The sequence below is a fragment of the Streptomyces sodiiphilus genome (assembly GCF_039529215.1).
Lineage (GTDB): Bacteria > Actinomycetota > Actinomycetes > Streptomycetales > Streptomycetaceae > Streptomyces > Streptomyces sodiiphilus.
The window spans coordinates 69811-83959 of the sequence record NZ_BAAAMJ010000054.1 but is presented as its reverse complement, the minus strand read 5'-3'; the positions used below and the strand labels follow the sequence as shown (position 1 = coordinate 83959).

At 67.9% G+C, this 14149-nt stretch carries 11 protein-coding genes and 2 pseudogenes; 1 reads left to right on the top strand and 12 read right to left on the bottom strand.

The features are described from left to right. Positions 1-731 precede the first annotated feature (731 nt). From ABD299_RS20860 to ABD299_RS20845, 4 genes are all read right to left on the bottom strand, one after another. The gene (locus ABD299_RS20860; protein ID WP_344264878.1) at positions 732-1352 is read right to left on the bottom strand and encodes a hypothetical protein; all 621 of its coding nucleotides are present in this window, start codon (positions 1350-1352) and stop codon (positions 732-734) included. A gap of 1 nt (position 1353) precedes the next feature. Then, positions 1354-4242, bottom strand: coding sequence for a type II toxin-antitoxin system prevent-host-death family antitoxin (locus ABD299_RS20855; protein WP_344264877.1), 2889 nt, complete (start codon positions 4240-4242; stop codon positions 1354-1356). A gap of 861 nt (positions 4243-5103) precedes the next feature. Then, a complete protein-coding gene (locus tag ABD299_RS20850; protein ID WP_344264874.1) occupies positions 5104-6012 on the bottom strand; it encodes a class I SAM-dependent methyltransferase in 909 nt (302 codons plus the stop codon). 144 nt (positions 6013-6156) lie between these two features. Further along, a complete protein-coding gene (locus tag ABD299_RS20845) occupies positions 6157-7068 on the bottom strand; it encodes an aminoglycoside phosphotransferase family protein (RefSeq protein WP_344264872.1) in 912 nt (303 codons plus the stop codon). Between the two features lie 149 nt (positions 7069-7217). Between ABD299_RS20845 and ABD299_RS25195 the strand changes: the two genes are divergently transcribed. After that, on the top strand, positions 7218-7787 hold the full coding sequence (locus ABD299_RS25195) for an inositol monophosphatase family protein (RefSeq protein ID WP_425581383.1): 570 nt from the start codon (positions 7218-7220) through the stop codon (positions 7785-7787). On the opposite strand, the gene ABD299_RS20840 is transcribed toward ABD299_RS25195, so the two are convergent. From ABD299_RS20840 to ABD299_RS20810, 8 genes and pseudogenes are all read right to left on the bottom strand, one after another. Next, positions 7735-8076 carry a hypothetical protein gene (locus tag ABD299_RS20840; RefSeq protein ID WP_344264894.1) on the bottom strand — a complete coding sequence of 114 codons (342 nt, stop codon included), beginning with the start codon at positions 8074-8076 and terminating at the stop codon, positions 7735-7737. The genes ABD299_RS25195 and ABD299_RS20840 overlap by 53 nt on opposite strands. A gap of 112 nt (positions 8077-8188) precedes the next feature. Further along, positions 8189-8521, bottom strand: a pseudogene (locus ABD299_RS20835) (mucin-2); the annotation flags it as partial. Between the two features lie 153 nt (positions 8522-8674). Next, positions 8675-9160 carry a hypothetical protein gene (locus ABD299_RS20830; RefSeq protein ID WP_344264870.1) on the bottom strand — a complete coding sequence of 162 codons (486 nt, stop codon included), beginning with the start codon at positions 9158-9160 and terminating at the stop codon, positions 8675-8677. 381 nt (positions 9161-9541) lie between these two features. After that, positions 9542-10126, bottom strand: a pseudogene (locus tag ABD299_RS25190) (Rad52/Rad22 family DNA repair protein); the annotation flags it as partial. Further along, a complete protein-coding gene (locus ABD299_RS20825) occupies positions 10038-10805 on the bottom strand; it encodes an ArdC family protein (protein WP_344264868.1) in 768 nt (255 codons plus the stop codon). The gene ABD299_RS20825 and the pseudogene ABD299_RS25190, both read right to left, overlap by 89 nt. 136 nt (positions 10806-10941) lie before the next feature. Beyond that, the gene (locus tag ABD299_RS20820) at positions 10942-11184 is read right to left on the bottom strand and encodes a DUF3846 domain-containing protein (RefSeq protein WP_344264865.1); all 243 of its coding nucleotides are present in this window, start codon (positions 11182-11184) and stop codon (positions 10942-10944) included. Next, positions 11181-11333 (bottom strand): hypothetical protein, encoded by a 153-nt coding sequence (locus ABD299_RS20815; RefSeq protein ID WP_344264863.1) that lies wholly within the window; start codon positions 11331-11333, stop codon positions 11181-11183. The genes ABD299_RS20820 and ABD299_RS20815 overlap by 4 nt, the downstream gene beginning before the upstream one ends. A 633-nt stretch (positions 11334-11966) precedes the next feature. Further along, entirely contained in the window at positions 11967-13919 is a 1953-nt protein-coding gene (locus tag ABD299_RS20810; RefSeq protein WP_344264860.1) for a type IV secretory system conjugative DNA transfer family protein, read from the bottom strand. Between the last annotated feature and the right edge of the window lie 230 nt (positions 13920-14149).

Sequence of the window (14149 nt, the reverse complement as noted above, 5' to 3'; positions counted from 1 at the left end):
TGACGGAATGATGTAACGTCGCTCCGCGACTAGAAACGGCTGGCTACGGGGTGAGGTGGGTGTCGTGTGCCCCGTTACAGTTTCTTGTAGCTGGGGCTGGCGCATCGTCGTTACCGGGCCGGCCCCAGGTGGGAGGCGGTCTCTATCTGGCGCCCTCCGGGCGCTCCCTGCCCCATTGTGTACCTAGTATGTCACGCCTACCAGGTCTGACACAAGTTGTAACGGCTACTCTTTGTGTCTGCCATTGGGGCAAGTGGTCTCTACCAATTCGAGAATTGTAGCAGCCTGAAGGGGGTTCGAGAAGTGCGTCCGGGGGAATTCTTGATGCGAATGTGTCCCGGTGTGATTCTTTGCTGTAACGGACCTTTAGGCGTTACAGGATTCCGGGTGCGGATATGCGGGGAAGAGGTCCTGTACCGGCGCTGTGGTACTGCCGGATTTCGGCTGCGGTCCCGGTTTCTCAAGGTGCCGTCTTGGGGTGGTCTGTTTTCGGGTTGAGTTTAGCTGGATATTGCTGGGTGGAATTCTTTTTTCCGGTACGGCACGGGCGGCCGGGCCGGTGAGCCGAAGCCCGATAGTTGTCACCAGATCGGCGCGCTACCTGTCACCAGCAGCGCGAAGCCCGATGGGTGTCACCGGCCACAGCGCTCCGTCGGTCGCCTGAACTGCACAGCGGTCCGGAACGCTGCCCGGCACGCCCCGTCCGGTGGCCCGCGGCCTGGGCCGGGTGGTCAGGCTCCCAGGCCGATGTGGGAGACGTAGGTGTAGGCGCCCCAGTCAGAGTCGAGTTCGGCGATGATCTCGTCCCAGATGTGTTCGAGTTCAGTGACGTCGCCGGCGGCCAGGGCGTCGACCGCGGCGTCCCAGACGTAGCGGACCTGGAAGCGCCGCACGCGCAGGTTCTCCCGGCGCCGCGTCGGCAAGACCACGTCCTGGTTGATGGGGTAGATCTCCACCTTGGTGCCCTGGCCGCCGCGGTTGAGGTGCTGCTTGAAGGCGCCGGGGTTGGCCAGGATGTTGGCCGCGCGCAGGTTCCAGTAGGCGGTGTCGATCGCCTCCGCGTTCTCCGGCCGCGGGCGCTGGGTGCCCTTGGTCCAGGCGCGGATGGTGGGGCGGGTGGCGGTGATACCGGCCTCCGCCATGGCCTGGGCGCCGCCGCTGGTGGTGGTCAGGTAGTTCATCCGGGCCTTCAGGCCGCGGCGGGTGGTCACCGGGGACTTGATACCACCCTCGATGATCATGCGTTCCAGGGCGTCTTCCAGAGCGCGGCCCAGAGCGTATTTGCCGTGGACGTTCCCGGGGTCGAGGTCGGCGCCGTATTTACCGAAGTTCTTCCATCCGTCGGTCGACATGTCAGGCGGTGGGCTTCCTCGGCAGGGTGTAGCGGTTCTTGAGTTTCATGTGGGTGGTGAGGCGGCCTTCTTCGAATACCCCGCCTTCCCGGCCGGGGACCTTCCGCCATTCTCCGCCGGTCACGTGGAGTTCGTCCGTACCGCGGACGCGGACAATGGTAAGGCCGTGCTGGTGGGCTTTGTATGCTTTGTGCCAGAGGTTCGCGAACGCCTGGGAACGGATAATATGCATCCATTCCGGTCGGCGGATGTCCCGGTTCGTGGTGGACTCGCCCATCGTGGACACGAATTTTGAATACATCGCCTTGATGTATTCGACGGTCACGGTGTCCTGGTTTCTGATGGCGGTTTCGCGGGCTTCGGTGAGTACCCGGCGGAACTTCTCCAAAAGCCCCTCGCTCGCGCCGGACGTCCAGCACTCGCTGATCACCGGCACCTCACACAATCCGTAGCGGGCGCAGCGGAACAGCAGACGGACGGTGGCGTCATCGAGGAGGACGGGGCCTTCCTCGCGGCGGTTGCCGATCGGGTCGGGCAGGTCCGGGCGGGACCAGACCGGGCGGGTGGGCAACTGGTAGATCCCGGAGCGCTTGGGGTCGAAGCCGCCCGCGCCCTGGTGGACCAGGGCGCCGATCGGCAGATACGTCTTGAAGGCTGAGAGGTAGCTGGCGTTGGTGTCCAGAGCATCAACCGTGACAGCAGGGGCCTTCCCTGCGTGGAGCTGATCGAGCAGGGCGGTGTTCGTCCAGTTATGACGCCCCTCCCAGATCTCATCCACACCGTCTTTGTTTTTCTTCCGGAGGAATTCCATCAGTTCCGGATAGACTGTGTGCTCGTAATTCCCGCCCACGCGCGTCGCCTCGAAAAGCTCCATCGCGTTCGGTGAGGCTTTCAGGACCAGAGCCTGAGTCGCCGCGTCAACATCCCCTCCATACTCCTCAAGAGCTTGGTCCACCGCCCGCGTGATCATCCCCGTGAAATACGAGTAATCACGACCCGCATAACCACCACTGGCGCGGCCACCACCGCTGCTGGCGGATGCGGACAGCCGTGACGCCCCCGCATCAGCCCCGCCCGCCCTCACAGCCGGGGGCGCAGCCGCGGAGACCTCAGGAACGGTCCGAGAAGCGGCCTGAGAGGCCCCCGGGCCGCTACCCACCACCGGCCCGGACACCCCCGCCAACACCCCACCCCCAACCGGCAACACACCAGCACCAGCCGACGCCGAGGACGAACCACCAACCGACACAGCACCACCCGTCGCCGCAGCCGAGCCGGGGGATGACTGGGAACCCGGCGCCGGCCCAACGGAACCGGCCGAGGCCGGCCCGGACGGGCCGGAGGGACGTCCAGAGGGGACCGACGGAGTACCCGTCGGTCCACCGCCCTCCGGAACTGCGACGGCGGGCCAGTCCGTGGGCGCTTCGCTGGGGCCCGAGATCGTCCCGGGCTCGGGCTCGCTGGGGGGTACATCAGACGCACCGGCAGGCCCCTCCGGTGCGGAACGCCCCTGGGGGCGGAGGGCGGCGAGTTCGTCGGAGGTGAACTCCCGGAGACTGGCATTGGGGTTGATGGGGTCGGTGAGCCGTGCGTGGGCGAGGTCGGCGTGGAGGGTGAGTGTGTCCTGGGTGCCCAAGTCGCGTTCAGTGAGGGTGAGGTGGGCCTGGTCGGTGTCCCGGGTGAGGGTGAGGGTGATGTCGAGGCCGAGGGTGGCGATGAGGTCGGGGGTGTCGGTGTCGAGGGCGGCCAGGACCGGGAGGTGGTGGGTGCGGGCGAGGTGGGCCAGGGCCTGGGCTGCGTCGGTGAGGCGGGGGCCGGACAGGGGAAGGCGGGGGTCGTCGGTGGCCTGGAGTCGGTCAACGACGACCAGGGCAAGGCCGGGCACGTCCGCCGCGGTTTCGGCGATCGCAGTGGTGGTCAGGTCGGTGTCATCGTCGATGTAAAGGGGTGCTGCGGCGAGCTCCTGGTGGAGGGCTGTGACGTCAGCCTGTTCGGTCGGTGTGAGGCGGCTGGCGCGCAGGCGGCGGTAGTCGACCGGGAGGTGGGCGGCGACGATGCGTGCGGCGACATCGGTGCTGGTGAGGCCGGAAGCGGCGTAGAGGACGGGGCGGTGGTGGTCGAGGGCAACGGCACGGGCGGCTCCTGCGGCGATGAGGCTGCCGCCGGCGCCGGGTGCGGCAGCGACGAGGTAGAAGCGACCGGGGTGGAGGCCCCCGAGCGCGGCGTCCAGGCTGGGGATACCGGTGGACAGGCCACCCAAGGCGGTCTCATGTGGAGCGGGTTCGCTCTCAGCACCGGTAGCCGGGGGGAGGATGGTGGTGAGGGCTTGGCTGAGGGGAGCGAGACGGCGCGGAGTGTGGGGCGCTGCCGGCACCGTTGCGGGCGGTTCAGGGGCGGCGGGCGGGGTGGTGGCGGTGGTGGCGGTGGTACCGGGTGGCGGGACAGCTTGCGGCGCGGTGGAGGGGGTCGGCGGCGCAGTGGCGTCGGACCTGGACGGAACTGCGGTGCTGGGCGGCTCGGCGGTGGTCGCAGTGGGCTCAGCCGGTGTGCGGAGGGTGCCGTCGGGGTTGGCGGGGAGCAGCACGGCGACGGGGGTGGTGTGGCGGCGCAGGACTTGGGGGTGGCCTTGGGCGGCCTGTTGGATGAGGTCGCCGAGTTTCTTGCGGGCCTGGGCGGTTGGCCAGGGCGCCGCGGCTGTCAGATCCCAGCCTGCTTCCTCGGCGGCTTGGGGTGACACCAGCAGCGCCTGGTACTCTCGCCCCTCGTTGTGGCGGGTGAGGGGTGTGTACCGGCCCTCGTGTGCGGCCTTCACCAGCTGCGGCAGCATCTTCCGCGCCTGGTGCATGGTCGATGGTGTCGGACTGGTCGGCTGTACACCCTCGTCGGACACCGCAAAGCCCCTTTTCGTCGGCGGATCGGCTGAGCCGCTTCCCCGCTATTGTAACGCCAAATGTAACGGTACAGGGTGCGGAAACTGGGGATACGGAAGGTGGCGGGTCAGTGACGTAGTCGAACCTAGCGGATGGCGGTGTCGCGACGAACGCGGCCTCGCGGCAGAGGAGCATTGCCCCGGTCGGGGCATGGATGAATCCGCCCGTCGGCGGCGGGCCGGGGCGAACAGGCCGGGATCGTCCTCGTCCAGCCAGCCCCGCTCGACCGGCCGTTTCAGCTTCGCGCGCGTGCCCTCGATCTTCCCCGACCGCACCGGCAGACCGATCCGGGGAACGATCTGCTTCGCCCGCACCGGCCCCGGCGCGTCTGACACGACCTCCAGGATGTCCCGGTACTCCCGCGGCAGGACACCCGCGTCTATGCCCGGCTGCCACTTCGGCACCGACAGCACCCCCGCCACCCGCCGCTCGGCACCCGCATACGCCGACACGACCGGATCCCGACAGACACATCCGCCACCGGCGCCGCACCCGACAGCGGCTCCATCTCGGCCAGCACCTCGGCCACCGTCTCACGCGTGACACGCAACCGCTCCAGAACCGCCCGGGCATCCTCCAGATGCCCCGTCAGCTCGGCCAGCTCCGCCTGCAGGGCATCCACCCGCTCACGCTCGGCCGACTCCCGGGCCTCTAACTCCTCGAACAACGAGCCCATCCGCCACCCCTCCTCCACCACCACGGTAGAGACGAGCAGCCCACCCCACAGCCCGATTAGCGTTCTCCCAGGTCAGCCCTTCCCTCCAGAAGAGCTACACCCTATTTAGAAACACCCCGTCCTGACGACGGGCTTCTCGGTTTGATTAGCCCATCACTGCGCGAATCACGAGCATCGGCGCACCGTAGATGGTGAACATCGTGAAGCCCCAGTAGGTCGAGTCGATCGACGTGGCGCCAAGAGCGGTGAGCATGGACTCCCACTCAGCCGCCGATCGATAGGACATGGGGTAGGCGACCGTCTCCTCCTTCATGAAGCAGGAGGCGACATCGATCAGCGACAGCGCGGCAACCTTGTCCTCGTCGCTGAGCTCGCGGTACTGCTGCGTCAGGGCGTTGTCGGTCAGGCCGGGCCGATCGGCCCAGGAGTCCTCGACGATGAGGATCTCCCCGCCCGGGCGCATGATGCGAGCCCCCTCGGCGAGCAGCGCCTCCTGCACCGGCTTGGTCCAGTGGTGGAGAGAAACCCGGAACGCCACGGTGTCTGCGCTGTCATCGTCCAGCGGGATCTTGGTCACGTCGTCCTGGTGCGCGAAGTCGAGATGATCACCGGTGAGGACGTTTGGATCGTTGCGGTGGTCGACCCCGGTGACGTGCTCGACGCTGGGGTTGACGCGCAGAAGGTAGTCGCCGAACCCGTTGTTGTGGTTGCCCATGTCCACCACGTGGCCGTGCGCCCGGTCGAGGCCGCCGACCAGGAGACTCCGGTGCCAGGCGCCCTCCTTGTCCGTGGTGAGACGTGCGCCGAAGCCTGCTTCGTCCCAACTCGCACGGCAGTCCGCGAAGACGGCTTCCACCTCCTCAATGGAGGCGCACGCCTCCAGCCGCTCCAGGCTCGCGCCGACCAGGCGGCCGGCATCTGGACCCGCGTGAAGGGCGTACGTCACCGGCACCACTTCCCGGATCAGGTCGAACGCGGCGGTGCGCTTGCGGAGGTCGTAATAGATCCTCTGGGCTTCGACACCGAGATAGGTCTCTTCGAGAATGGCAGACATGGCCGGTCCCTTACTCGACGCTGAACGCACGTCGCATTGATAGTGGAAATTGGAATGTGAAACATTTCGGCTTAGGCTCGGCAGCTCCGTAGCCCATGGGCGTAATCGCGTGGACCCGGTGGGTCCACGCGCCCCTACGACACCTCAGCCTCGATCAGCGAGGATCCCCGAGAGCACGCGTCGCGCGTCACGGGCGTCAGCGCCGTCCTCGCCCAGGCTGTTGGCGCACGAGACGAGCGTCTTCCACAGCGCCCAGCCGCGTCCGCGCGCCCATGTCGCATCGTCGACGCCCAGCCGCTTCCGGAAGAAGTCGCGGCCGTGGGCCGAGAGCAGGGTCCACGCGATCGCGAGGTCGCAAGCGGGGTCCCCCACGCCACACGTACCGAAGTCGATGACGGCAGCGAGCTGTCCGTCCTCAAGGAGCAGGTTTCCCTTGGCAAGGTCGCCGTGGAACCAAACGTCGACCCCGTCCCACTGCGCCTCGAGCGCCTGAGTCCACAACTCATGTGCCGCGGCGACGTCGATGCGGCCGCGCAGCTCGTCCAGCGCACCGAGCGCCTGCGCCTCGTAGGTCCGCAGCGTTGCTCCACGGAACCAGTTGTGCTTGCCAGGCTGTGGCCCCTCCGAGGCATCGATGCTCTGCAACGCGGCCACGAAGTTGGCCAGGTCCTCGGCGAAGCGGATCGGATCGACGACTGACTCGAACGTCGCGGGCGTGCCGTCGATCCACCCGTAGACCGACCACGCGAACGGGTAGGTCGCACCAGGACTCCCCTTCGCCAACGGCACCGGGATCGGCAGCGGGAGAGCGGATGCCAGCTCGGGTAGCCAACGGTGCTCCTTCTCCACGGCCAAGGCGTACTCCTCCGCGCTGGGCAGGCGGAGCAACATGTTGTCGCCCAAGTGGAAGGTCCGGTTGTCCCAGCCGCCGTTCTCCACAGCCGTCACAGGTAATGCGGCCCATTGAGGGAACTGTTCGGCCACGAGCCGCCCCGCCTGGTCGGCACTGACGGTGACCCGCTGGGGCATGGGCCCGAGATCTGGAACATCGCTCAACGGGTACCCCCTTGTCTAGGCTCTAGGGTGAGCAGACAGACATTGCTCCACGCGAGTAAAGCCCACCCGATACGGGTTCGACAACCCGTAGTCTCGAGCCCCGTGGCGTCGTGTCGACGAGACGCCGTTCAGCAACGAGGAGCAGCTGCATGACGCACACCGGCTTGTCTGGCCTCCAAGGACTCCTCGACTTAGCGGCAACGACTGCGGTTTCTGCAGGGGAGGTGATCGTCGAGCACCTCGACCGACGCCGATCAGTGGGGGTGAAGTCCTCGCCGTCCGACCCTTTGACCGAGCTCGATCGACGCAGTGAGGACCACATCGTGACGCTCCTGGACCGGGCGAGGCCGTACGACGGTCTCCTGTCGGAGGAGGGCACCGAGAGCTCGTCGACGAGCGGGATCCGTTGGGTAATCGACGCCCTCGACGGCAGTGTCAACCACCTCTATGGGATCCCGCACTGCGCTGTCAGCATCGCTGCTGAGGTCTACGACGACGGTGAGTGGTTGACGCTGGCCGGTGTGGTCCGCGACCCGATTCGCGGCGAGTCCTTCACAGCTGTGCGGGGGGGGCGGCGCGGCGCTCAACGGCCTCGCTCTCCGGGTCAACGAGCCCGTGTCGCTGTCGCATGCCCTCGTCGCCACGGAGTTCTCCTACACCTCGACGTCACGGCGCCGACAGGTAGAGGTGTTGAACCGGCTGCTGCCCCGCGCGCGTAGCGTTGTCGGCGTGAATCTGGTTCGAGTCTGCGGCGGCGGTTGTCTTGATGGATGTTTCGACAGCGAGTTTCACGAATTCCCGCACGGTCCCTGAGAGGGAATTACCTTCGAGTTCGCTGTAGAGGTCGTGGGCGTGCGTCTTCGTGGGGTTCGTACGCGCCGTCAGATGCCAATAGGAGACGACAGGGGTCGATGATTTCGTGTGTGGTTCTTTCGATTGCAGGATGTCCGTAACGTGCGGCGACATCTTCGTCAGAATCGGTGCTGCCGAGACATGAAGTGATGACATTGCGATTTCCTCCGTACGGATACACAGCCGTGGGCGGGTAGATGCGGCGCAGATTGTGATCCTGGGTGAGGCGGATTGCGGATCCCCGGTCGAGCAGATAGGCGCGGGAATCGCCACACCATGCGACGCTGAGTGGCTTTCTAGGGGTAGTGACGGCCACGACGGCTGCGGCCTTGGGCTGGATTGCATAGAGGTCGTCTCGGGCGGGTTCGGCAGCGTAGGAGTCGTAGACGGAGCGCAGCGCAGTTTCTGCATCCCGGTGCCGGACTGCGGTACGGGCGAGGCGGACGGCGGCGGCGCGGGTCCAGGCGCGAACGGTCCTGGTGCTGCCGATACCGTCGAGCAGAACGTATGCCCGGGTGCCGTCCTGGCCGGCCCGGACGGCGGTTGCGTCGCATTGGGTCTCGCGGGTGCCGATGAGCTGAGCGGTAGCGTAGGTGCGCATGTCAGGGGCTCCTTGGGGGTGTGCTGCGGGTGTGTGCTGGGTGTGTTGGTGAGTGTGCCGGGGGTGTGTTGGTTGGTGGGCACACCCCCGGCGGTTCTGGCACGTCAGCGGCGCGTGTGGGGTTCGGTGGTGCTGACAGTGGGGGTGTGGTGGCTAGCTGGCCGGGGTGTTGCGAACGGCGTCTTTGGACTGGTCGCCGTCCTTCCATCTGAGGCTGTGTCCGCCTCTGCGGACGGTGGTGATTTCGACTCCGGGGATGGTGCTGATTTCACCGGTTTGGGAGTCGTTGGTTTCTGGGGCGCCGCTTTTCTCGATTTCCCCGAGGATGAGCTTTTGGAATGCTGGGCGGACTTCGCGGACGAATGCGGGTTTGATTTCCTCTGGATGGTGCTCAGATACCCAGTCCTTGAACGCCTTTTCATCGGTGATGACGGCGCGCCGGGAATCATCATTCAGTCCGATGGTTCCGACTCGCGTTCCGTCCGGGAGAGTGACAGCAATTTGGCGGGTGCCGTTTTCTTCGGCTGCTTCCTCTAGCTTTTTCTGGATGGATTCTCGGATGGTCGTGAGCGCGAGCTTCATGGAGGCCAGCTTGAGGGTGAGTTGTGCTTCCTTCAATGCCAGTTCACGGAGATTCACTGCGCCCCCGTCATGAGGTCTCGGGCCTCTCGGAATTCCTGCGTGGTCCCCTGGCTGATGGGGTGGCCGAAATGCGTCTCGAATTGCTCGCCGATCTGGTCGCGGAAATTGACGGAGTGTGCGACGCGCATCATTTCGTCCCTTGCCTTCTCGCGCTCCGGGTCGGCCGGTGCGGGGGGGCCCGGGTGGCCGGGGTGCGGTCGGCGGGTCTTGCTGGGGGGTGGGGCGGTCCTCGGGTGCACACTGAGCTGTGCCTGCCCGGGGCTGCTGCTCTTCCGGGTCCGGCTGAACCGGCGGGTCGCTGGCGGGCGGCTCGGCGCCGGTGGCGTGGGCGAGGGTGCCGAGTACCACAGGTTCGAGCGTGCCGCCGTTGTACAGGCTGAGTCCGAACTGATCGCCGCAGTTGACTGCCGCGCGCTTGAGCGCTTGGCTGTCGGCCGTTTTCAACGCCAAGTCGTGGGCGTCGGCGGCGCTGGGCTGGTTGATGGCGTCGCCGCAGGCGACCCCGTGCCAGCGTCCCAGGTCCATGCCGCTGACCTTGACGGTGAGCCGGACGGCGCAGCGGTATACGACGGTCCAGCGGGAGCGGTTGCCGGTTCCGGGAGTCTCTCGTTCGTGTACGAGCTGGACGGCTAGTAGGTCAGTGGAGTAGCCGCCGAATCCGAAGCACCTGATGAGGTGGCGGCGGATGTCCCACGCTTCGACGTGGCTGAAGCCCTTGCCGTCCCGTCCGACACGGGATGCGTGGATGGGTGAGAGCAGCCATTTCAGCTGCGCTGCGTTGAGTCCTGGGTGGGGTGGTTGGGGCCATGGGGCGTCTCCTTCGCGCGGCTGCCGGGCNCCCGGCCGGGGCGGTGTCGCCCCGGCCGGCCGGGGGTCAGAACGGGGGGTGGTGGATGGCGGCGACCTGGGCGGCGACGGCGCGGCCGGTGTCGGTGACGCGCTGGGCGGCGTCGCGCAGCGCATCACGTGCGGCGTCGGGGTCGTCGGTTTCCGGGCTCGCGAGGGGCGGTGCGGCGCCGGGCTCGGTGTCGAGGGTGAGGGCTGCGAGGTGGGCCGCTGAACCGGCTTCTGCGGGGCTGAGGTCAGGTGCGGCGGAGGTGAGTGCGTGAAGGGCTTCACGGATGGCTTGGGCGCCGGTGTGGAGGGTCTGGGGGGTGTGGATGCGGGTGGCTTCGGCCAGTTCTTCCGGGCGGCGCGGGTGGGGTGGTCCGGGGGGCTGCTGGTCGGTGTCGGCGCCGTCGGCGGGGTCGGTCTGGGAGTAGCGGAAGAGGCTTCCGCATCCGAACCCGCGCAACTTCTCTGGGCCGTCGTCCTCGGCTTTCAGTACCGAGGTGTAAATGAGCGCGCCGTGTTCGTCCTTGCGGACCTGGCGGCCTTCGGTCTGCCACTGCCGGTAGGTGCGGCAGATCTCAAAGGGAGCTTGCACGGCGAGTAGAGCCAGGTTGGTGACGGTGGGCCGGGTCGGGTGGTACGCGGCGGTCCAGAGGAACCGGCGCCATCCTTCCGGATCGGTGAACTGGCGGATCGCCCAATCTGCGGTGTCGTTCATCCAGCGACGCCGGATCTTGCGTGCCTCGGCGCGTCCTTCCTGGCTGATGTGGCGGTTGACGGGCTTGGGCGGGAGTACGGGTGCTGCGGGCATGGTGAACCGTCCTGTCTGGTGTGGGGTGGTCGGGCCGGGCGCTGCGGGCGGGTGCCGTTCCCGCCCGCAGCGGGGCCCTTGGGGTGATGGGGTGATGGCGGGGTGGGGCCGGTGCCGTTCCGGCCTCACCCGGTGACTAGTTCCCTGCGGTCGTGGCGACGGTCTTGGCGGCGGTCCTGAACGAGGCAGCCAGCTGGTCGTAGGTGTGGTGCAGCTGGGCATCAGTCAGTGCGGCGGTGTCGCCGTTGGAGGTGCCACCGGTGATCACGGCACTGCCGGCAATCCAGTCGTCGTCGGCGATGGCGCCGAGGTGCCGAGCGAGCAGCGTTGCCGCCATGTTGGGCGGCAGATCCGTGATCTTGCCCTCTTCGTTGATCACATCACGCGGCGAGGGTCGTCGGTGTCCAAGGTGAGGGCCTGGACCGGTCCGACTACCTGCTCTTCCAGCCAGCCCAGCCAGCTGACGCCGGGGGCGAACGCGACCGAGCCGAACATGACGGCCTCGGGGGTGATGGTGATGACGCTCATGCGTGGTCTCCCTGCTGTAGGTGATGGGGTGTCGGTTCGGGTGCCGCCCCCTTGCCGACAAATAGAACTCTACTGCATTTTGGGGTGGAGTGTGGGAGAAACACCCAGGTCAGAGCATGTTTCTGAAGCTTTCTTGGGGTCTTCACCAGGTGTCCGGGACGGCGGGACCGGCCCGGCACGGCGGGTGCGGTCGGAGGGGCCCGACGGCGGCGCGGGATACGGGCGGCGGTGGGCGGCGCCTTCACGCGGCAGCGTGGGCGGTGACGGCCACCGGCGACGCACCGAGGGCTGACGGCCGCCGTTACCGCCCCGCGAGCCGTCCGGCGGCGCCGCGCGTGTCCACGGACGAGGCGCCGCAGCAGGCCCGCGAAGCGGGTGCGCGCTACGCCCGCCCCGGCGGACCAACCGGCCCTCGGCGGCCTTCCCGTCCCCGCGCCCAGGTGGCGCCGGGCCCAGCCACCTGCGGCCGGTCGCCAGCGATCCCTTGCCGCGGCCACCTCCTCCTTCTCGTAGCTGCCTCATTCGGGGATGTCGGCAGCACCCGCAGACGGCCACGGCGATGCCACGTAAGCCGCTCACCGTGGCCGCCGTGCACAGGCATCACCGGCTGCCGGCCCATGGTGAACAGCGGGTTCAGCTCCACATGTCGGCACCGGGCACGGGCGGTGTCGGCGGTCTCTGGGGCGCCTCGCTGATTGGAGCCGCGGGCTGGCGGGGGGTCTTGGCGAGCGGCACCCCGCAGTGGACTTCCTCGACGGCAGACTGATGCCCTACGGGGGGACATACAGCAACGGGTGCAGGCGCGATCTGCACCACGCGGCTGGTCTCCGACGGGTGGCCGACTGTAATGATCGCCTGCCCGCGTGGCAGGGATCGGAGGATCTGTGGATGTACCAACAGCTCGTCCACCGGCCGCAGCTGCGCGGCTCCGGTCGATGCCGTGACGGTTCCGAGCGGACTGTCGTCATCTTGGAGCGTCAGCGTCTCCTCCCACCCAGGCCGGGTGCCGACGTGCGCGGCGAGCTGCTCAGCGGACGACCGCTGCCGGTGGAGGATCAAGGTGTTGGTGTTGGTGAGCACGGCGGCGCGGAACTGGGGTGAGACTGCGTCCAGGTCCGCAAGGTCCTGGGTGGCGAGCAGCAGTCCACCGCCCGCGGCCCGCACTCGAGCGAACAACGACGTCATGGTGCTTCCGCTGAGCGCGCTGAACTCGTCGACTCCGCAGAGAAAGAACCCGCCGGCCCTGCCCCATCCCTCTGCGAGGAGCCGGTCGCCGACCGCGCCGACGTCGGTCAACAGCAGGCTGCCGATCTGCCGCGCGGCACGTGCATCCGCCGCGGCCGACAGGGAGAACAGGACAATGTCGCCGCCCGTGATCGCGCCGTAGACGTCCACAGCGTCCCGGTGGCCTGCATCGGTGAGTACCCGTCCGGCGTCGCCGGCGACGAGGTTGGTGATGCGGGCAGCAAGGCCCGGGATGCTCGGCAGGAGGCTCCGGCCATCCGACTGGAGGTACTCCAGGTAGGAGTGCACCGTGCGGCCGGTGGTCGCAGACAGCAGGGAGGTCCGCTCGGCGAGCTGGCGCAGGCTCATCAGACGGGCCAGGTCGGGAAGGTCTCGCCGCCACCGGCGCTTTCGCCCGGTTCGAGGGTCCGGCTCGACCACGGCCTGGTCCACGAGGTCATCTAGTGCGGCCATCGCGTGCCGTAGGTAGACCTCCGCCGCCTCCCGGTGGTGCGGCTCGGAGAAGCCGCCGCCAGCGACTTGGTCCAAGGTCTCCACGATCCGGCTGCACACCTGCTCAACCGAACCGTGCTTGATGGGGTTGTACGTCGCGCCGGTCCCGGTGACAGTCACGACGCGGAACCGCTGGCCTGCCCTTTCGGCCATCGTTCCCAGCTCGGTCACCAGCTCCGGGTCCGCCTTCATGTCGAGCAGCACGACCGGGACGCGCAGCGGTTTCGCATGATCGGTGACCACCAGTTCGTACAGCAGCCGCAGTACGGTCTTGGTCTTTCCGTAGCCGGTCGCCCCGGCGATGATCGTGTGCTGCCTCAGCGCGACAGCGGGAAGGTCGTACGGCTCGCTGCTCTGTGCGTCGACGCCCAGGCGCAGCACCAGCTGGTCGACGTCGCCGACGGGCTCCCGGACGTCCTCTTCATCAAGGGCGGCAACCAGGCCGCGCAGCTCGGCTTCGGGCAGGACCTGCGCCGGATCGACACGCCACGGTGCGTTGAACCTCGCCCGCCACGACCGACAGCACGCCGCGGTGACAGTCCCAGCCGCGACCGCGAGCGGCAGTTGAGCCAGCAGCCAACCAGGCAGCCGGGCAAATCCCGCGACGAGCGCGGCTTCGGGCCCAGTACGCAGCAGCAGTTCCTCTCCCACCGCGTCGATCAACGCATACCACGCTTCCTGGTACGGCGACCAGTACGCGCCCCACCCACCCGTGAGCACGACCAGGACCACGGCGACCATTCCCGCGCCAGCGAGCCACCACCAGCAGCGGGCAGACGCACGACGCCCGGCGAGCGCGATCACCACAGAGACGAACACCACCAGCGGCGCGGCCAGCACGGCAACCACGAGGCCCAACCGTGCAGCTGACTCCCACACCGACACCGTCCGCCGTTCACCCCCGCCCCACCGGACCGCAGGCCGCTCCGGACGCACCCCCGCCGACTTCTCACCCAACGCAACCACCTATGCACAAACCGCGAACGCCCCGCACCGTACCGCGAGGCGGGTGCGCAGCACCCGCCGGCCGTGAGCCGCGCAGCGGCGAACGGCCCTGCTGTTAGCCGCCCGCAGGGCGG